General features: G+C 72.8%; 19 protein-coding genes and 1 riboswitch. Of the genes, 9 read left to right on the top strand and 10 right to left on the bottom strand.

Annotation, left to right across the window (positions count from 1 at the left end; translation table 11 throughout):
* Positions 1-148: 148 nt before the first annotated feature.
* The 4 genes from ABZS42_RS28670 to ABZS42_RS28655 all read left to right on the top strand — a co-directional run bounded on the left by ABZS42_RS28670 (position 149) and on the right by ABZS42_RS28655 (position 5375).
* Positions 149-2275, top strand: a complete 2127-nt coding sequence (locus ABZS42_RS28670; RefSeq protein WP_355150503.1) for an acyltransferase family protein — start codon at positions 149-151, stop codon at positions 2273-2275.
* A 13-nt stretch (positions 2276-2288) separates the two neighbouring features.
* Positions 2289-3017, top strand: a complete 729-nt coding sequence (locus ABZS42_RS28665; RefSeq protein ID WP_355150501.1) for a histidine phosphatase family protein — start codon at positions 2289-2291, stop codon at positions 3015-3017.
* Between the two features lie 62 nt (positions 3018-3079).
* Complete coding sequence (locus tag ABZS42_RS28660) at positions 3080-3580, top strand: hemerythrin domain-containing protein (RefSeq protein ID WP_355150499.1); 501 nt, start codon at positions 3080-3082, stop codon at positions 3578-3580.
* A gap of 247 nt (positions 3581-3827) precedes the next feature.
* Positions 3828-3917, top strand: a riboswitch (ZMP/ZTP riboswitch).
* Positions 3918-3935: 18 nt separating this feature from the next.
* On the top strand, positions 3936-5375 hold the full coding sequence (locus ABZS42_RS28655) for a glycine hydroxymethyltransferase (protein WP_355150497.1): 1440 nt from the start codon (positions 3936-3938) through the stop codon (positions 5373-5375).
* Positions 5376-5510: 135 nt separating this feature from the next.
* Here ABZS42_RS28655 and ABZS42_RS28650 read toward each other — a convergent pair whose 3' ends face one another.
* Positions 5511-5771, bottom strand: coding sequence for a hypothetical protein (locus ABZS42_RS28650; protein WP_076472669.1), 261 nt, complete (start codon positions 5769-5771; stop codon positions 5511-5513).
* Between the two features lie 231 nt (positions 5772-6002).
* On the opposite strand from ABZS42_RS28650, the gene ABZS42_RS28645 reads away from it, so the two are divergent.
* Positions 6003-6248 (top strand): hypothetical protein, encoded by a 246-nt coding sequence (locus ABZS42_RS28645; RefSeq protein ID WP_355150494.1) that lies wholly within the window; start codon positions 6003-6005, stop codon positions 6246-6248.
* 78 nt (positions 6249-6326) lie between these two features.
* Here ABZS42_RS28645 and ABZS42_RS28640 read toward each other — a convergent pair whose 3' ends face one another.
* From ABZS42_RS28640 to ABZS42_RS28600, 9 genes are all read right to left on the bottom strand, one after another.
* Positions 6327-6644, bottom strand: a complete 318-nt coding sequence (locus ABZS42_RS28640) for an antibiotic biosynthesis monooxygenase family protein (protein WP_355150492.1) — start codon at positions 6642-6644, stop codon at positions 6327-6329.
* On the bottom strand, positions 6637-7887 hold the full coding sequence (locus ABZS42_RS28635) for a beta-ketoacyl synthase N-terminal-like domain-containing protein (RefSeq protein WP_355150490.1): 1251 nt from the start codon (positions 7885-7887) through the stop codon (positions 6637-6639). The genes ABZS42_RS28640 and ABZS42_RS28635 overlap by 8 nt, the downstream gene beginning before the upstream one ends.
* Positions 7884-9158 (bottom strand): beta-ketoacyl-[acyl-carrier-protein] synthase family protein, encoded by a 1275-nt coding sequence (locus ABZS42_RS28630; protein WP_355150488.1) that lies wholly within the window; start codon positions 9156-9158, stop codon positions 7884-7886. The genes ABZS42_RS28635 and ABZS42_RS28630 overlap by 4 nt, the downstream gene beginning before the upstream one ends.
* On the bottom strand, positions 9155-9559 hold the full coding sequence (locus tag ABZS42_RS28625; RefSeq protein WP_355150486.1) for a cupin domain-containing protein: 405 nt from the start codon (positions 9557-9559) through the stop codon (positions 9155-9157). Before ABZS42_RS28625 ends, ABZS42_RS28630 begins: the two co-directional genes overlap by 4 nt.
* The gene (locus ABZS42_RS28620) at positions 9552-10331 is read right to left on the bottom strand and encodes an SRPBCC family protein (protein WP_355150484.1); all 780 of its coding nucleotides are present in this window, start codon (positions 10329-10331) and stop codon (positions 9552-9554) included. The genes ABZS42_RS28625 and ABZS42_RS28620 overlap by 8 nt, the downstream gene beginning before the upstream one ends.
* 9 nt (positions 10332-10340) lie before the next feature.
* The gene (locus ABZS42_RS28615; RefSeq protein WP_355150482.1) at positions 10341-11777 is read right to left on the bottom strand and encodes an acetyl-CoA carboxylase biotin carboxylase subunit; all 1437 of its coding nucleotides are present in this window, start codon (positions 11775-11777) and stop codon (positions 10341-10343) included.
* 11 nt (positions 11778-11788) lie between these two features.
* Complete coding sequence (accB, locus tag ABZS42_RS28610) at positions 11789-12232, bottom strand: acetyl-CoA carboxylase biotin carboxyl carrier protein (RefSeq protein WP_355150534.1); 444 nt, start codon at positions 12230-12232, stop codon at positions 11789-11791.
* 83 nt (positions 12233-12315) lie between these two features.
* Entirely contained in the window at positions 12316-14028 is a 1713-nt protein-coding gene (locus ABZS42_RS28605) for an acetyl-CoA carboxylase carboxyltransferase subunit alpha (RefSeq protein ID WP_355150480.1), read from the bottom strand.
* A complete protein-coding gene (locus ABZS42_RS28600) occupies positions 14025-14366 on the bottom strand; it encodes a TcmI family type II polyketide cyclase (protein WP_355150478.1) in 342 nt (113 codons plus the stop codon). The genes ABZS42_RS28605 and ABZS42_RS28600 overlap by 4 nt, the downstream gene beginning before the upstream one ends.
* Before the next feature lie 424 nt (positions 14367-14790).
* Between ABZS42_RS28600 and ABZS42_RS28595 the strand changes: the two genes are divergently transcribed.
* From ABZS42_RS28595 to ABZS42_RS28580, 4 genes are all read left to right on the top strand, one after another.
* The gene (locus ABZS42_RS28595; RefSeq protein WP_355150476.1) at positions 14791-15639 is read left to right on the top strand and encodes a BTAD domain-containing putative transcriptional regulator; all 849 of its coding nucleotides are present in this window, start codon (positions 14791-14793) and stop codon (positions 15637-15639) included.
* 84 nt (positions 15640-15723) lie between these two features.
* A complete protein-coding gene (locus tag ABZS42_RS28590) occupies positions 15724-16077 on the top strand; it encodes a TcmI family type II polyketide cyclase (RefSeq protein ID WP_355150474.1) in 354 nt (117 codons plus the stop codon).
* Positions 16078-16085: 8 nt separating this feature from the next.
* Positions 16086-17435, top strand: coding sequence for an NAD(P)/FAD-dependent oxidoreductase (locus tag ABZS42_RS28585; RefSeq protein WP_355150472.1), 1350 nt, complete (start codon positions 16086-16088; stop codon positions 17433-17435).
* 212 nt (positions 17436-17647) lie between these two features.
* Positions 17648-18778, top strand: a complete 1131-nt coding sequence (locus ABZS42_RS28580; RefSeq protein WP_355150470.1) for a helix-hairpin-helix domain-containing protein — start codon at positions 17648-17650, stop codon at positions 18776-18778.
* The last annotated feature ends 35 nt before the right edge of the window (positions 18779-18813 follow it).

Genomic DNA, 18813 nt, shown 5'->3' with positions numbered 1-18813 from the left:
TCGACGGTCCGCCCGGCGCCCCACCTCGCTCCGTGCGTGCCGTGGCGTCCCTGACCCGGGTGGCGGTGGGCCGTACCGGACGCCGGCGTAACCCGCCGTGCCGATGACAAGTTGTCTGGGGGACGCACACGGGCATGGAGTGGGGCAAATGACGCAGACCGTCCGCCGGCCGCAAGGGGCCGATCACCGAGCCGGATTCCGCGGCGACGTGGAAGGGCTGCGCGCAGTCGCCGTGGTCCTGGTACTCGCCGGGCACGCCGGCCAGCAACTGGTCCCAGGCGGTTTCGTCGGTGTAGACGTCTTCTTCGTCATCTCCGGCTTCCTCATCACAGGCCTGCTCGTCAGCGAGGTGAACAAGACCGGCCGGCTCTCCCTGAGCGGTTTCTACGCCCGGCGGGCCAAGCGACTCCTGCCGGCCGCCGCCGTGGTACTCGTCGCGACCCTGGTACTCACGTTCGCCTTCCTGCCACGCACCCGGTGGTCCGCGACCGGCTGGGACGTGGTGTCCAGCGGGTTGTACGTCATGAACTGGCGGCTCGCCGAACAGTCTGTCGACTATCTTGCGGCCAATCGCGCGCCGAGCATCCTCCAGCACTTCTGGTCCCTCGGCGTCGAGGAGCAGTTCTATCTGGTGTGGCCGCTGCTGCTGGTGGCCGCGTTGTGGCTCGGCCGACGCCGGCACGCGCGCACAGGCTTCCTGCTCACCGCTCTCGCGCTGGTCGCGGTGCCCTCCTTCGCATGGTCGGTCTGGCTGACCGATGACAATCCCGCGCGCGCCTACTTCGTCACGACGACGCGGATGTGGGAACTCGCCCTCGGTGGTTTCGTGGCCCTGCTCGCCGGCCACCTGCACCGCCTGCCCCGCGCGGCCGCCGCCGTGCTCGCCTGGTCCGGCCTCGCCGCGATCGTGGCGTCCGCCTTACTGCTGAGCGAGAGCTCCGCCGTCCCGGGTTACCTGGCGCTGGCCCCCACCCTGGGCACGGCGGCCGTCATCGCCGGTGGCCTCACCGCCGGTAGAGCCGGGCCCGCGGTGGTGCTGGCGGCAGGGCCGGTATGCGCCGTCGGGGCCATCTCCTACTCGCTCTACCTCTGGCACTGGCCGCTCCTCGTCGTCGCCGAGGCCCGGTTCGGCGAATTGACCACGAGCGCCGGCCTCGCCGTCGCCGCCGCCTCGGCGGTGCCGGCCGTGCTCACCTACCGGTACGTCGAGAACCCCATTCGCAGGTCGGAGACGCTCGCGTGGCAGCCCACCCGATCGCTTCAGCTCGGCGCGGTCTGCACCGGGGTGGCCGTGGTGGCGGGACTCGCCTTCCAACTGACGGTGTGGCCGCCCGCAGCACCACCGGCGCCCCCGTCACTGGCTGTGCCCACGGTGGCCGCGAACGGCACGCCCGCGGCCCTGACCTCGCCCGCGGTCGCCGGCGCGGCTGCGCTCGGCGACTCACCGACGACCAGCGCGGCCGGGATTCCCGTCGACCGGGTGGGTGCGTTCGTCCCGAATCCGCTGGTCGCCGGCCAGGACGGCCCGGACGCTTGGAAGAACGGCTGCCACACGGACCAACGCAGCAGCGCGGTGCGCCCCTGCCTCTACGGTGACCCGAACTCCTCGTTCACCGTCGCCCTCGCCGGCGATTCCCATGCGGCGCAGTGGCTGCCGGCGTTGCAGCGGGTTGCCGTGTCGAAGCAGTGGCGCCTGAAGAGTTACACGAAGTCCTCCTGCCCGTTCATCAACGGAGTCGTGGCGCTCGACAGCAAGCCGTACCCGAGCTGCACCGAATGGAACGAGAAGCTACGCGGTGCGCTGACCGGCGACGAACGACCCGACCTGCTGGTGGTGAGCACCTCCTTCTACGTCATGATCCGCGACGGCGCGCCGGTCTCCAGTGGGGCACAGGACGCCTTCGCCGACGCGCTGGGACGCACCTGGGCGGAGATGACCAGCGCGGGGATTCCGGTGGTCGTCCTGCGCGACACCCCGTACCACGGCAAGGACATCGCCGAATGCGTCTCGGAGAACCCGCGGAAGCTGACCCGCTGCGCGTCGCGCCGGGACGAGGTTCTCATCGGCGGGGGCGGCCCGGCCCACGAGGCGGCGGCGCGGCAGAACGACAAGGTGCACCTGGTGGATCTGAACAACGCCATCTGCCCGCGTGACCGCTGCGCGCCGGTTATCGGCGGAGTACTCATCTACCGCGACAACAACCACATCACGGCCACCTACGCGGCGACGTTGGCGCCGCGACTGGCCAAGGCGCTCGACCGCGTGCTGGCCTGAAGCAAGCGCTGCGATGAGGGACCTGGCGGCGCTCTGGATCGTCCGGCACGGGGAAAGCACGGCGAACGTCGCCGCCGCCCGGGCGGAGTCCAACGGCGCCGAGGCGGTGGCTCGCACCGAGCGGGACGCGGACGTACCGCTCTCGCCCGCCGGTGAGGAGCAGTCCCGGGCCACGAGACGCTGGCTGATGGCGCTGCCGCCGCACCGACGCCCGGACGTGGCGGTGTCGTCGCCGTACCTGCGCGCGCTGCGCACCGCCGAGCTGACCCTGGCGGGTAGCGGCACCCCGCTCAGCCGCGACGAACGGCTGCGCGACCGGGACCTCGGCATCCTCGACGCGCTCACCCGACAGGGGGTACGCGCCCGCTACCCCGACGAGCACGAGCGACACGACCGGGACGGCAAGTTCTACTACCGGCCGCCCGGCGGTGAGGCGTGGACCGATGTCGCGCTGCGACTGCGAAGCTTCCTCGCCGACCTGCGTCACGACCACGCCGGTCGCCGGGTGCTGCTCTTCGGCCACGACGTGCTGGTCTACCTGCTCTCCTACCTCCTCGACGGGTTGACCGTGGAGGAGGTGATGGCCCTGGGCAGCCGGCACGTCATCGCGAACTGCTCGATCACCGCCTGGTCCGCCGACGACTCGGGCCAGCTACGGAAGACCGCCTTCAACGAGGTCGGCCACCTGCGCTCGACGGAGATCGGGCCGGCCGACGACGACCAGGCGCGCTACGGCGTTTGACTGTTTCCGCAGTTCACCACCGGGGTACCGGACGATCAACCGCACGCTTAGGAGGTCAGCCGGTGTCCACCGATGCCATCGTCCTGCTGAAGGAAGACCACAAGGAGATGCGCCGTCTGTTCAAGGCGTTCCAGGACGCCGAGGAGGGCCCGGCGAGCCAGCGATCGAAGCTGGTCGGGCAGATCATCGAGGCCCTCACCGTGCACACCTACCTGGAGAACGAGGTGATGTACCCGGAGATCCGCCGGCTCGTGCCGGACGTGGAGGACGACATCCTCGAGTCGTACGAGGAGCACCACGTGGCGGACGTGCTCTGCGCCGAGCTGTTCGCCATGGACGCCGAGGACGAACACTTCAACGCCAAGACCACGGTGCTGATCGAGAACGTGCTGCACCACGTCGAGGAGGAGGAGCAGGAGTGGTTCCCCAAGGTGCGTGACGCGCTGGGGCGTAAGGACCTTCAGGAGATCGGTGAACGGATGGTCGAGATGCGCGCGGGCGCGCCGCGCAAGCCGACGGACCCGAAGGCCGTCAAGAGTTCGCTGGACGCGACGACGGCCTGAGCACGGCGGTACGACGGGCCCGGCGCGCGGCCGGGCCCGTAGCCGTGAGCGGGACCGTAGCCGTGGGTCGGGGCGGTAGCCGTGGGGCGGGCTCGTGGCGGCGGGAGTTGGCCCGGTCCGGACCGACCCGACGCCCCGTGGCGGCGACCGGCGCACCGGTGGCGCGACCGGCACGGCACTCGTCCGCCTGTCGCGGCCGGTCCCCGCCGAGGTCGCGCGGGAGGCCGGCGGTCGGTTCGGTAGGATCTGCCCGGGCCGTTACTGGCGCGTGGGGATGGAGAACCATCGGGGAGCGGCCCCGTCATGAGGACGCCTGCCGAGCGCCTGGGCCTTCCGCACGTCAGTAGGAGGTCGCATGTCGTCGCCGAACGCAGAATCCACCGCCTTCCGCAGCGCGCTCGAGGTGATCCGCGCGGTCGAGCCGCGGGTGGCCGGGGCCATCGCCGCCGAGCTGGCCGACCAGCGCGAGTCGCTCAAGTTGATCGCCAGCGAGAACTACGCCTCCCCCGCCACGCTGCTGGCAATGGGGAACTGGTTCAGCGACAAGTACGCCGAGGGCACGGTCGGCCGCCGCTTCTACGCCGGCTGCCAGAACGTCGACACGGTGGAGGCGCTCGCCGCCGAGCACGCCCGGGAGCTGTTCGGCGCCGCGCACGCGTACGTTCAGCCGCATTCCGGCATCGACGCGAACCTGGTCGCCTTCTGGGCGGTGCTGGCCGACCGGGTCGAGGCGCCCGCGCTGAAGAAGGCGCAGGCCCGCCAGGTGAACGACCTTACCGAGGCGGACTGGTTCGCGCTGCGCCGGGAGCTGGGCAACCAGCGGATGCTCGGCATGTCGCTGGACGCCGGCGGTCACCTCACCCACGGGTTCCGTCCGAACATCTCCGGCAAGATGTTCGACCAGCGCAGCTACGGCACCGACCCGGAGACCGGCCTGATCGACTACGACAAGGTCGCCGCGGCGGCCCGTGAGTTCAAGCCGCTGATCCTGGTCGCCGGTTACTCGGCGTACCCCCGGAAGGTGAACTTCCGGATCATGCGGGAGATCGCCGATTCGGTCGGGGCCACCTTCATGGTCGACATGGCGCACTTCGCCGGCCTGGTCGCGGGCAAGGTCTTCACCGGCGACTTCGACCCGGTGCCGCACGCGCACATCGTCACCACCACCACGCACAAGTCGCTGCGCGGCCCCCGTGGCGGCATGGTGCTCTGCCAGCCGGAGTTGGCCGAGCAGGTCGACCGGGGTTGCCCGATGGTGCTCGGCGGTCCGCTGCCGCACGTGATGGCCGCCAAGGCGGTAGCGCTCGCCGAGGCCCGCCGCCCCGACTTCGCCGACTACGCCGGCCGGATCGTGGCCAATGCCCAGGCGCTCGCCGAGGGGCTGCTGCGCCGTGGCGCCACCCTGGTCACCGGCGGCACCGAGAACCACCTGGCGATCATCGACGTGACGTCGTACGGGCTGACCGGCCGGCAGGCCGAGCAGGCACTGCTGGACGCGGGCATCGTCACGAACCGTAACTCGGTCCCGCAGGACCCGAACGGGGCCTGGTACACCTCGGGCATCCGTATCGGCACCCCGGCGCTGACCACCCGCGGCCTCGGCACCGCCGAGATGGACGTCATCGCGGAGCTGATCCACACGGTGCTGAACCAGACGAACACCGCTTCGAACCCGGACGGCACCCCGTCGAAGGCGAAGTACGTGCTCGACCCGGCGGTCGCCGACAAGGTCAGCCGGCAGGCCACCGACCTGCTGACCGGCTTCCCCCTCTACCCCACCGTCGACCTCACCTGACCCGCCCCTACCTTTGGCTGTCGATCAAGAGGTTCGCGTCAGAGCCCGGACGTTTCCTGACGCGAACCTCTTGATCACCGGACCGGAGGGTGGACCGGAGGGTGGAGTGGAGGGTGGGGTGGGGTGGGGTGGGGCTCAGCGCAGGGGGCGCTTGAGGTGGTAGCGGTGCACCTCGGTGCTGCCCTGCACGTTGTTGACGTCCTCGGCGGCGGAGACCAACTCCCAGCCCTCACGGCCGACCCGGTTGAGGTGCGCGATCGCCGTGTCACCGTACGCGGTGATGTCCTTGCGTGACCCGTCCGGCCCGTACCAGACGAACGACACGTGGAAATTGCGGCCCTGCCCCTGGTAGCGGCGGACCAGCAGAGCGTACTCCCAGGCAACCATGCGCCCCATTATGACCGTCCATCCAGGACGGCAAAACGGCGGAGGTGGCGCTTTGCCATGCGGTGAACGCGGTGTGTCAACACCGCCGGCACCGACCCCGGCCGGGCCGATCCTCCGTGCCCGGCCCCTGCGCGGCCGACCCCGGATGTTCGCCGGCCGTTCGCCGACGGGTCGTCCGGGTGCCGATTTCGCGCCCTAACGTGACCGGCCGGACCGAACGCCCCGGCAGGAGGGCCGGCCATGCTGCGGTTACCCGACGGCCGGCTGTTGGCCGGGGTGCGCCTGCTCGACGGCCGCGCCCGCACCGCGATCTGCGCGGTCGACGCCGACCGGGGCGAGCTGACCGAGTTGGTGACGCTGCCGTCCGGCGGCGACACCAGTTACCCCGGCCTGGTCTGGCACGACGAACTGCTCCGGGTCAGCTACTACTCCTCCCACGAGGGCCGTACCTGCGTCTACCTCGCCGACGTGACGCTCGGCCGGTGAACCGGCGCGCTGTTCGTGGCCCGGTCGCGGGCCGCGCCGCCGCGCGTCGCCGGCCGCGGCGAACACGGCGCCGGGCGCTCAGACGGGCGCCGGCGTCTGGGCGTGGACGTGGAAGCGCAACGAACGGGCGTCGGTGAAGCACTCCCGCATCGGCCGGACCAGCTCCCGGTGCTCCGGGCTGCGTTCCCAGTTCTCGAAATCGGCGAGGCTCGACCACTCACTGGTGATGAGCCACTGCTCCGGGTCGGCCGACGAGCGGCACACCTGGTCCACCAGGTGCCCGGTCACGCCGCCGGCCACCTGGTGACGGATCGCCTCGTACGCGGCCAGGAACGCCACGGTACGGTCCGCCGGCACCCGGACCAGGAACACCACCCTTGCCCGCTGTTCACCCATCCTCGTCCTCCCTCACCGGCGCGGCCCCGCGAAGGACCAGCGCGCTGTTGTAGCCGTCGAAGCCCCGGGCACAGACCATCGCCAGCCGGCTGCGGGGGCGCCGATGTTCGCGCAGGAAGTCGAGCTCGCAGCCGGCCGCCACCTCGTCGGGGCCCGCCGAGGCGGGCAGGGTGTCGTGCCGGAAGGCGAGCAGCGCGGTGGCCACGTCGAGCGCCGCGCTGCCCTGGTGCGCCCGGCCGGTCAACGGCTTCGAGGTGCTGACCGGCGGCCGCCGGTCGCCGAAGACCGACCGCAACGCGGTCGCCTCCGTACGGTCGTATCGGGGCACACCCAGCGCGTCGGGCAGCACCACGTCGACCTCGTCCGCGCCGACCCCGGCCCGATCGAGGGCGAGCCGCATCGCGCGGGCGTACTGGGTCGGGCTCCCCGCCGTGTCGGGGCCGGTGTGGATCGCGTCGTGGGTGGCACCCCAGCCGGTCAGCTCACCGTAGATCCGGGCGCCCCGGGACAACGCGTGCCCCAACTCCTCCACGACGAAGACCGCCCCTCCCTCGGCGGGCAGGTAGCCGCTCGCCGCCGCGTCGAAGGGCCGGTAGGCCCGCTCCGGGTCCGCGACGTCGCTGAGCAACCCGCCCGCCAGCTGGCAGGCCAGGGCGTACGGGCTCAGTGGGCACTCGGTGCCGCCGGCGATCACCACCGGGGTGCCACGGCGGATCGAGCGGACCGCGTGCGCCAGGCTGTCGAGGCCGCCGGCCGCCTCGCTGACCAGCACCCCGCACGGCCCCTTGAACTGGTGGTGGATGGAGAGCTGCCCGACGCTGGCCGCGTAGAACCAGGCGATCGACTGGTACGCCCCGACGGTCCGCGACGGTCCACCCCAGAGGCGTTGCAGCTCCCGCTGACCGAACAGGTTCCCACCGGAGGAGCTGGCGAGGGTGACCGCGTAGCCGTACGGGTCGGGCGAGCTCTGCGGCAGCCCCGCGTCGGCCAACGCCAGCCGGGTGGCGGCGAACGCCAGGTGCGTCCACCGGTCGGTCTGCACGAGCTGGCGGCTGTCCGCGTACCCGGTGGCCTCGAAACCGGTCACCTCACCGGCGAGGCGGGTCGGGTAGCCGGCCGGGTCGAACAGGGTGATCGGCCCGATCCGCTGGGTGCCGCCCAGCACCGTCCGCCAGTGCGCCGACGCGCCGACTCCGCTCGGGGCGACCACCCCGATGCCGGTGACCACCGCCCGCCCGGTCACGCGGCCCCCGCCGTCGACAGCCGCCGGAAGATCATCGCGGACTGGAAGCCACCGAACCCGCTGCCCACGGAGAGCGCCACGTCGACCGGCAACTCCCGGGCCTCGTTCGGTACGTAGTCCAGGTCGCACTCCGGGTCCCGGGTGGTCCAGTTCGCCGTCGGCGGCACCACGCCGAACTCGATGGCCAACGCGCACGCCGCCATCTCGATCGAGCCGATCGCGCCCAGCGAATGCCCCACCATCGATTTGATCGAACTGACCGGCACCCGGTACGCGGCCTCGCCGAGCGCCCGCTTGAAGGCAGCGGTCTCGTGTCTGTCGTTCTGCCGCGTGCCGGAGCCGTGCGCGCTGATGTAGGAGACCTGTTCCGGGGCGAGCCGGGCCTGTCGCAGGGCGGCCGTGATGGACAGCGCCATCTCCACACCGTCGGGCCGCAGCCCGGTCATGTGGTAGCCGTTGCTGTGGCTGGCGTACCCGGCGACCTCGCAGTAGACGTGCGCACCACGCCGCCGGGCGTGCTCGGCCTCCTCCAGGACCAGCACAGCCGCGCCCTCGGCGAGCACGAAACCGTGCCGGTCGGCGTCGAACGGACGGGAGGCGTGCGCCGGATCGTCGTTGTCCGGGCTGGTCGCCTTGATCGCGTCGAACGAGGCGACGGTGACCGGCGAGATCGGCGAGTCCGCGGCGCCGGCGAGCACCAGGTCCGCCTCCCCGTCGGCGATCAGCTGATGGGCGTACCCGATGGCGTCGATCCCGGAGGTGCAGCCGGTGGAGACCACCTGCGCCGGGCCGTGCAGCCCGTACCGGCAGGCCACGTCGGCGGCGAGGCTGCTGGGCACCAGCGCCTGGTAGAGGTAGGGCCCGCCCAGGGTGGCGTCGACGAGCCACCGCCGGCCGCTGTCGGAGACCGTCACGTACTCCTGTTCCAGCGCCATGGTGCCGCCGACCGCCGTACCGAGCACCACCCCGGTGCGGTCCCGGTCGGCCTCGGTGAGTTCCAGGGCCGCGTCGGCGACCGCCTCGTCGGCGCAGGCGAGCGCGAACTGCACGTACCGGTCGGCCCGGCGGCGCTCGGCGTCGGTGAGCCCGGCGGCGACCGGATCGAAGTCGCACTCGGCGGCGATCCGGGACCGGAACGGCGACGGGTCGAAGAAGGTGATCCGCCGGGTCGCCGTCCGGCCCTCGGTGATCGACTTCCAGAACCGGTCCCGGGTGACACCGCCCGGAGCGACCACGCCGATCCCGGTCACCACCGTGCGGCGCCCAGTCATGACGGACCCCGCTGCTCGACCAGCTCGGTGTCGACGTGGCCGAGCTCCGGGCGAGGCGCCAGCGGCCCGAGGTGGAACACCACCTCGGCCGGCTCGTCGCCGGTGTTGCGCAGCCGGTGCCGTACGTTGATCGGCACGTGGAGCGCCTCACCCGCGGTCAGCGACACCGGCTGGTCGTCCAGGTCCACGGTGATGACGCCACGGGCGACGTAGAGGAACTCCTCGCTGTACGGGTGGTAGTGCTCGGCGATGCGCTCGCCCGGACCCAGCCGGGCCACCCCCATGAAGCCGGAGGTGCTGCCGACGGTGCGCGGGCCCAGCAGCACCCGCAGCTCACCGCCTCGCCGCCGGTCGGCCGGTACGTCCCGGGCCGCCACCAGGCCCACCGTCCGCTCACTCATCGCCGTCTCCCGCCGCCGCGAGCTCCCCGGTCTGCACCCGGCGCTCGATCCGTTCCTTGATGACGGCCAGCTGCACCAGGCTGTTGGCGTTGATCCGGTCGGTCATCCCGGCGTTGTCCACCGGCGCGGTCGGCTTCATCGAGAAGTCCTGCACCCAGGTCATCCGGGTGCCCTCCGGCTCCTCGGTGTAGCGCCAGTGGATCCGCATGTATTCGAACGGTCCGGTCTCCACCCGGTGCGCGTGCACCTGCCGCGTGGTCAGGTCCGCGGTACGTTCGCTGACCCAGCTCCACGACATGTCGTTCTCGTCCGGGTGCATGGTGAGCCGGAACCGCACCGTGTTCCCCTCGCGGTGCAGGATCTCCACCACGGCGTACTCGGTGAACAGTTCGGTCCAGTTCGCCACGTCGTTGGTGATCTCCCAGACCAGCGGCAACGGCGCCGCGATCACGATGCTGTTCTGGGTGTGCCCCGGTTGCTGTGCGCGCTGCTGCGCCGGCACGGCCTGCTCCGGGGGGCTCAAGCTGTCCGTCTTGCGGGCGACGAGGTCGGCCACCGCCGGGATGCTGAGCTGCGCGGCCTGCTCGGGAATCTGCACCCGGTACCGGTCGGCGACCACCGCGGACAGTTCGAGCAGGGCGAGGGAGTCCAGTCCCAGTTCCTCGAGGGAGGCGGCCGGCGTACGGGCGGCGGCCTCGGGATCCAGCCCGCAGTGTGCCACCAGGATGTCGGTGATCGCGGTGGTGAGCGGGTGGCCTTGGGTGACGGTCATCAGTTCTCCTCAGTCGGACGTCGGGCTGTCGGTGGCGGTCGACGGGCGGGACTCGGTCACCGGGCTGGCCGGCGGGTCCGATGTGGTCGCCGGTGAGTCGGCGGTGAGCAGCCGGTCGACCAGACCGGTGTTGTGGCGGGCCTTGCGGAACTCCGCGTCGTCGAGCACCCGCCGGGCGAACGGGATGGTGGTCCGTACGGCCGCGCCGGCGACGTCGAACTCGTCGAGCGCGCGTTCGAGCCGGTTGAGGGCGAGTTCTCGGTCGGGCGCCCAGACCGCCACCTTGGCCAGCAGCGAGTCGTAGTGCGGGCCGATCACGTAGCCGGGGTACCCGTGGGTGTCGACGCGGGTGAACGGGCCGCCGGGCGGGACGAAGCGCTCCAGCCGGCCGGGGGTCGGGGCGAAGTCGCGGTCCGGGTCCTCCGCGTTGACCCGGCACTCGACCGCCACCCCGTGCAGGCGGATCTCCTGCTGTCGCAGGCGCAGCGGCGTTCCTGCGGCGAGGTGCAGCTGCTCGTGCACCAGATCGACACCGGTGATCATCTCGGTGACCGGGTGCTCCACCTGGATCCGGCAGTTGATCTCAAGGAAGTGGAATCGTTCCTTGGCGTCGACCAGGAACTCCAGGGTGCCCGCGCCGGTGAAACCGGCCTCGAGCGCGCCACGCAGCGCGGTCTCCGCGATCGTGTCGAGGGTGGCGGCGGAGAGCGCCGGCGCGGGCGCCTCCTCGATGAGCTTCTGGTGCCGTCGCTGCACCGAGCAGTCCCGCGTGCCCAGGTGCACGCCGTTGCCGTGGGCGTCGCAGAGCACCTGCACCTCGACGTGCCGGGCGTCGGTGAGGTACCGCTCGACGTACACCCGGTCGTCGCCGAAGACCTTCTGCGCGGTGGCGCGGGTCTTCGCGTAGGCCCGGGGCAGGTCGGCCGGCGACCAGACGACGGTCATACCCCGTCCCCCACCCCCGGCCGCCGCCTTCACGATCACCGGGTAGCCGATCGACTCGGCCACCTCGACCGCGACGTCCACGGTGGGCACCGGCTCGACGCTGCCCGCCGGCAGCGGCAGCCCGGCCCGGCTCATCAGGGCGCGGGCGGACGACTTGTCACCCAGCGCCGCCATCACCTCCGGGCGGGGGCCGATGAAGGTCAGGCCGTTCTCCGCGCAGATCTCGGCGAAGTCGGCGTCCTCGGAGAGGAACCCGTACCCGGGATGCACCGCCTGGGCGCCCACCTGCCGGGCCGCCTCGACGATGGCGGCGGCGTTGAGGTAGCTGCGCCGGCTGGGTGCCGGCCCGATCCGGACCGCCTCGTCGGCCAGACGTACGGCCGCGGAGTCGGCGTCCGCGGCGGAGTAGACCACCGCCGTACGCACCCCGAGCTCACGGCAGGCGCGTAGCACCCGCACGGCGATCTCACCACGGTTGGCGATGAGCACCTTCTCGAACATCCCACACCACCTCAGGCCGCTTCCAGCGCGACCAGCGGCTGGTCGTACTCCACCGGCTGGCCGTCGTCGGTCAGCACGGCGGTGACCCGGCCACCCCGGTCGGTGGTGACCTCGTTCATGAGCTTCATCGCCTCGACGATCCCGACGACCTGGCCGGGCCGCACCAGATCGCCGACGGACACGAACGGAGTCGCGCCCGGCTCCGACGCCCGGTAGAAGGTGCCGACGATCGGCGAGCGGACCACCGTGTGCCCGGCCGGCTCGGCAGGATCGGCCGTGGACGGCGCGACCGGGACCGGCTCCTGCGCCGCGACGACCTCGGCGGGGGCGGCCGCCCCGACGCCGTGCCACTCCACCTCCAGCACGGTCTCTCCGCTGCGCAGCCGCACCCGCCGTACCGGCCCGGCCAGCTCGGCCACCAGTTGCCGGGCGTGCCGGCGCAGCCCGGCCAGCACGGCGTCGGTGCCGGCTCTCCGGTCGGCGCCGTCGACGACGGTCTCGGGAGTCGCCGCGGCCTCCGGCCGGGTCGCTCCGGCGGTCACCGGACACCCGGCCGGCTGCCGGCGCGCGCGGCGCCGAAGCGGCGGAAGCGCCGGCGACGATCGCGTACGAGGGTGGCGGGCGGCACGTCGAGCAGCGGCAGCAGATTGGCCCGCACCGCCTCGCGCAGCGCCTCGGCCGCGGCGTCCGGGTCGTCGTGCGCGGCGGCGGCCGGCTCCGGCACGATCACGTCCACCACGCCGAGCCGGTGCAGGTCCGGCGCGGTCAGTCGTAGCGCGCGGGCGGCCTGCGGCGCGGCCGAGCGGTCCGGCCAGAGGATCGCGGCGCAGCCCTCCGGACTGATCACCGAGTAGACCGCGTGCTGGAGCATCAACACCCGGTCGGCCACCGCCAGGGCGAGCGCGCCGCCACTGCCTCCCTCGCCGGTGATCACCGCGACGACCGGGGTGGGGAGCACGGTGAGCGCGAGGATGTTCTCCGCGATGGCCGCGGCCTGGCCCTGCTCCTCGGCGCCGACACCCGGATCGGCGCCGGGCGTGTCCACCAGCGTGACCACGGGCAGGCCGAGCCGTGCGGCCAGCCGCATCAGCCGCAACGCCTTACGGTGACCGGCCGGGCTGGCCATGCCGAAGTTGCGGGTGACCAGCTCGGCGGTGCTGTGCCCCTTCTGGTGGCCGATCACCATGAGCGGCCGCCCGTCGAGACGAGCCAGTCCGCCGACCACGGCCGGGCAGTCGCCGCCGAGCCGGTCGCCGTGCAGCTCGACGAAGCTGTCGAAGGCCGACTCCAGATAGTCCAGTGTGGTCGGCCGGCCCGCGTGCCGGGCCAGGCGTACGGTCGCCCAGGGGTCGGCCACCTCGGCCGGGGTGGCGTCGGCGGCGGCGTGTGGCGGCTGCTGCCGGGGCACCGGCGGGCGGTGCGCCGGGGCACCGGCCCGGTGCGGACGTCCGGCGCGGGCCGCGGCGAGCAGTGCCACCAGCCGCCCCCGCAGGGCCCGACGCGGCACCACCATGTCGACCTGGCCGTGCCGGAGCAGGAAGTCGGCGGTCTGGAAGCCGTCGGGCAGCGCCCGGCCGGTGACCTGGCGGATCACCCGGGGGCCGGCGAAGCCCATCCGGGCGCCGCTCTCGGCGACGACGACGTCGGCGTTGGTGGCGAACGAGGCCGCCACTCCGCCGTACGTCGGGTCGGTGAGCACGCTGACCGTGAGCAGGCCCGCCTCGCGGAGCGCGGCGATGGCCTGGCTGACGGTGGCCATCTGCATCAGCGACAGCGCACCCTCCTGCATCCGCGCCCCGCCGGACGCGGTCACCAGGATCAGCGGCGCCCGCTCGTCGAGCGCGCGCTCGGCGGCTCGGGTGATCAGCTCGCCGACGGCGCAGCCGAGGCTGCCGCCGAGGAAACGGAAGTCCATCACCGCGAGCACGGCCGGGTGACCGCCGAGGGTGGCGGTGCCGCAGAGCACCGCCTCGGCGAGGCCGGTGCCGGCCCGGGCCGCGGTGAGCCGATGCGCGTACGGCACCACGTCGACGAAGTCGATCGGGTCCACGTCGGCGGGGCTGTCGGGCAGCGGCCGGAACGAGTCCGGGTCCACCAACTGCCGCAGCCGGTCCGGCGCGCCGAGCCGGGCGTGCGCCCCGCACTCCGGGCAGACGTCCAGGTTGCGACGCAGCCGCTTGCGGTAGAGCAGGGTGGCGCAGCCGGCGCAGCGCGACCAGAGCTGCTCCTCGCGCGGCGCGGTGGCGGTCACGGCTGCCGCCCGACCGGTGCGGCCGCGTCGAAGCGGTAGAAGCAGTGCGCCATCGCGTCGCGGGGCGAACGCCAGGTCGGCGAGTACGGCGTGATGTACGGCCGCAGTCGGGCGCTGACCCGGTCGAACTCCGGGTGGCCCCGGGCGGCCTGCACCGCGGTGTCGCCGGCCAGTTCGGTCTCGAGCAGGTGCACGTACAGGTCGTGCAACCGGTACAGCGACCGGTGCCGCACCCCGGCCAGGTGCGGCAGCTCCGTGGCGTCTGAGTCGGCGAATATCTGGGCGACCTGCGCCTCCGCGGTCGGGACCACCTTCGCGACGATCAGCGATCGATCCATGGACGGGCCTCCCATCGAGGCGTCCGCCGGGCGTGCACGGCGGCGCCGGTCGAGCCGGACGACTGCCGCCACGATGCGTCAGGACTCGTCACGAGGGCGTCACCGCGAAGGGCTCCGCAGCAGCCCCCTCTGGTGACGCTGCGTTGACGCAAACTGTGCAGGACCCATGCGTCGGCTTTCCTGAGTCCTCCTCGGTAGCAGATATTCGCAGTTCAGAGCCGGTCTCGCGGTTGCTAGGCAACGATCTGCACCGACATCATCGTGTTGACCCAGAGTGACGATTATTGATAATCTTCGTCACGGTCAGCCCGGCGGCCCGCCGCGACGCCGCGGCCTCGGCGAAGCGACGACAGCGGTGTCACGGGCAGCCGCGCCGGGGGACACAGCAGACAGCCGGAACGAGCGTTCCGCAGGGGGTGCCGCCGTGGCCGCTGATCCGTCCGTGCCGTTGACCGGGAATCGTCCCGGCGCCGGCGTCTCGCTGCACCTGCTCGGCGGCTTCCAACTGCTGCACGGTGACACGCCGGTGGTGGTGCCCCGCGGTCTGCAACGGGTCATCGCACTGATCGGGCTGCGCCCCGGCGCGACCCGCTCGCAGCTGGCCGGCCTGCTCTGGCCCGACGCCGCCGAGGAACGGGCGCTGTCATCGCTGCGGACCGCGCTGTGGCGGCTGCGACAGGACCCGTACTGTCCCCTCACGGTCAGCGCGGACACCGTACGGCTGGCCCCGTCCGTCCGGCTCGACGTCGACGAACTGGTCGGCACCGCCAGCCGGGTACGCGACGGCGACGATCCCCGCGACGCGAGCGGGGCCCTCACGGCCGGCCGGCACGACCTGCTCCCCGGCTGGTACGACGACTGGGTGCTGCTGGAGCGCGAGCGGCTGCGGCAGCTCCGCCTGCACATGCTGGAGCAGGTGGCCGGCCAGCACCTGGCGGCGGGCCGGCACGGCGAAGCCCTGGACGCGGCGTTGGAGGCGATGGCCGCCGAGCCGCTGCGCGAGACACCGCACCGGCTCGTGGTGCGCATCCACCTCGCCGAGGGCAACGCCTTCGAGGCGGTGCACGCCTTCTACGTGTACCGGGACCTGCTCCGGCGCGAGCTGCGGCTGGAGCCCTCGGCGGCGATGTGCGCGCTGCTCGACGACACGCTCGCGCCGATCCGCCGCGCGACCCGCGAGGGCGGCGCCGCACCGCGCCGCTCCCCCGGCCACCCGGGCCGCGCGCCGGGCGGACCGGCCCGTCCGGCGTCACCGACGCGGCGCAACGCGTGACGGACAGGTGACAGGCCGGGCGGCACCGTGGGCCGCACGACAGTCCCGAGGCCTCCGACGGGGGCCACCTGCGGAAGGGGTCCGATGAGCCGTCTACTGATCGTGAGCAGGATTGCCCCCGGCGCGGAGGGCCGGGTGGCGCAGATCTTCACCGAGTCCGACGCCACCGAGCTGCCCGGCCTCACCGGCGTCACGCACCGGTCGCTGTACTGCCTGCACGACGTCTTCGTGCACCTGATGGAGACCGCCGACGTCGCCCCGGAGGCGTTGAGCGAGGCGCGTAACCATCCGCTCTTCCGGCAGGTCAACGAGCGGCTCTCGGCGCACACCTCGCCGTACCTGCCCACCTGGCGTTCCCCTCGGGACGCGATCGCCGGCTGCTTCTACCGGTGGGACGCCGCCACCGCGGCCGCGCCCGCGCCGCGTGCGGCCGGCTGAGGGCAGCCATGTCCACCTCAGCGCCGCACGTGCTCATCATCGGCGCGGGCACCGGCGGCCTGTGCCTGGCGCACGGGCTGCGGCGCGCCGGGATCAGCGTCGCCGTCTACGAGCGGTACCGCACCCGGGGTGAGGGACTGCTCGGCTACCGGGTCGGTATCGGCCCGACCGGCAGCCGAGCGCTGCGCGAGTGCCTGTCACCGGAACTGTTCGACATCTACCTGGCCACCTGCGCCCGCTCGCCGCGCTGGTTCAACGTCGTCACCCAGCGGATGCGACGGACCGCCTCGTTCGAGCTGCGCCCGGACACCCATCCGGTCGACACCGAACGGTCGGTGGCCCGGATGACGCTGCGCCAGGTCCTGCTCACCGGCATGGAGGACGTCGTCCACTTCGACAGGACCTTCACCCACTACGAACAACGTGACGACGGTACGGTCACCGCGCACTTCGCCGACGGGAGCAGCGCGAGCGGGGACCTGCTCGTCGCCGCGGACGGCACCCACTCCGCGGTCCGCCGGCAGTACCTGCCGCACGCGGTGACCCGCGACGCCGGAACGATCAACATCGCGACCCGGATCCCGCTCACCGAGCACACCCGCTCGCTCCTGCCGGAGCGGCTCCAACGCGGCATCTCGCTGATCTTCGGCACCGGCGGGATGATGGGTGTGCTGCACGTGATGGATTTCAAGTGGGACGCCGAGGGCCGCCTGAAGCCCGGGGTGAGCGAGGCCGACGCGGCTCTGCTGTCCCGGTGGCCCGGCACTGCGCACGACCCCACCCGCGACAACATCAACCTCGTCGTCTGGAGCACCGCACGCCGGTTCCCGCACGACGTGATGCAACGCCGCGGCGACGAACTCGTACAGGTCGCGCTCGACCTCACCGGGAACTGGCACCCGAACCTGCGTGAGCTGTTGATGCGCGGCGACCCGGCCAGCGTGCTACCGATCCGGGTCACCACCTCCGAGCCGGTGCCGCCGTGGAAGAGCAGCACGGTGACGCTGCTCGGCGACGCCATCCACACCATGACCCCGGGCCGCGGGGTGGGCGCGAACACCGCGCTGCGCGACGCCGTCCTGCTCTGCCGACAACTGCGCCTCGCGGCGGCCGGTGAGAAGACCCTGCTCCAGGCGGTCGCGGACTACGAGACGGAGATGCTGCCGTACGGGTTCGCCCGGGTCGCCGACTCGCTCAACCGCAGCGGCACCAATGGGAACGACCGGATGTACAAGCCCGTCGTCGGCCGGCTCGCGCTGCTCGGTGCGCGGGGCTACTTCGGCGTCACCAGCCGGGTGCCCCGGCTACGACGCAACTTCGTGGACGACTTCTACACCTACCGGGGCGAGGAGGACTGAATCCACCACCTAAACGACCCCGGCGCCGCGGTGCGCCGGGGTCGTCGCCGTCGTGACCGGCACCCTGAGTCACGCCCCGCACACCCCTGGTAGCGGACGGATGCGCCGTTACGGTACGACCCCGAGCCTCCCGAGCGCCCCGGCCGCGCGTATGCGAAGCTGCGGCGGGTTTTCCCACGTTATTTATCGACGAGGTGAGAGGGAGGTCTGCCGTGGCGTGGTCCTTCGGGCACTCGCTGACAGTGATCCTGGCTCTGCTGCTCGGCGTGGCAGGCGGCTGGGTCCTGCGCGGCCGGCGCGACGCACAAGAGTCCGAGAAGGCCACCGTGGACGGTGGAGCGATCGCCCCGGCGGCCGTGCTCGCCACCCCGGCGCCGGCCGCGGTCACCGACCCCGGACCGGCGGCGGCGACGATCGACCCGGCGCCGAGCGAAGTCGCCGACGAGACGACCACTGATTCGCTCGCGCGGCCGAACGACACCGTGGTGCCGGGCGACACGGCGCTCGCGGCGACGACCGACGCCGCACCGACGTCCGACGTCGACCCGGCGTCCGACGTCGACCCGGCTGACATGGCGCTGACCGACGGTCCGGCGCCCGTCGTCGCACCCCGTTCCGCGCCCGAGGCCGAGCGGCTCGACGCCGCCGGAGCGAGCGATCTCCTCGAACCGGCGGCGGTCACCGCCGAGTCCGAGCCGGTGACGGGTTCGACCGTCGCCGAGGAACCGGTCCCCGCCACGACGCCGCGGACCGAGACGGGCTTCACCGCGTCCTTCGCGGCCGAGCCGTTCGGTGTTCTCGTGCCCGCGACCGACTCCGAGGAGGACACGCGGACGCACGTCGATCCGGCTCCCCAGACCTCCACCGACGCCGATGCGGCGCCCGAGGCGTCCGCCGACGTCGAGCCGGCCGTGGACACGCGGGCCGAGGCGACGCCGGACGAGGCCGCGCCCGCGGGCGGGCCGGCGACGGACGGCCCGGTCGCCACCGAAGAGGCCGAGGACGAGGCCCGTGCCGAGGCGCCGGCCGAGGCGGCCCGGCGGTCCTTGGTCGCCACCCCGCCGGTCCGCCCGGTGGCCGCGACCTCGGTCGAGGTGGACGACTTCCGCCGGATCCAGGGCATCGGCCCGAAGATGGCCGCCGCGCTGCAGGCCGCCGGTGTCCGCACCTACCAGCAGCTGGCCGACCTCGACGAGACCGCGCTGCGCGAGCTCATCCGGGGCGCCGGCCTGCGAGCCGCGCCCGGCCTGGCCACCTGGCCGCAGCAGGCGAGGGTGCTCGCCTCCGCGCCGGACGCGGCGGCGACCGCACTGCCGGCGCACAACGGCACCAGCGAGGGCTGACGGCGACCCCCGGCCCCGTGCCGCCGAGCGGATCG

Origin of the sequence: Micromonospora sp. NPDC005367 (assembly GCF_040606825.1) — a bacterium.
Classification (GTDB): domain Bacteria; phylum Actinomycetota; class Actinomycetes; order Mycobacteriales; family Micromonosporaceae; genus Micromonospora.
This window is presented reverse-complemented; position numbering and strand designations above follow the sequence as displayed.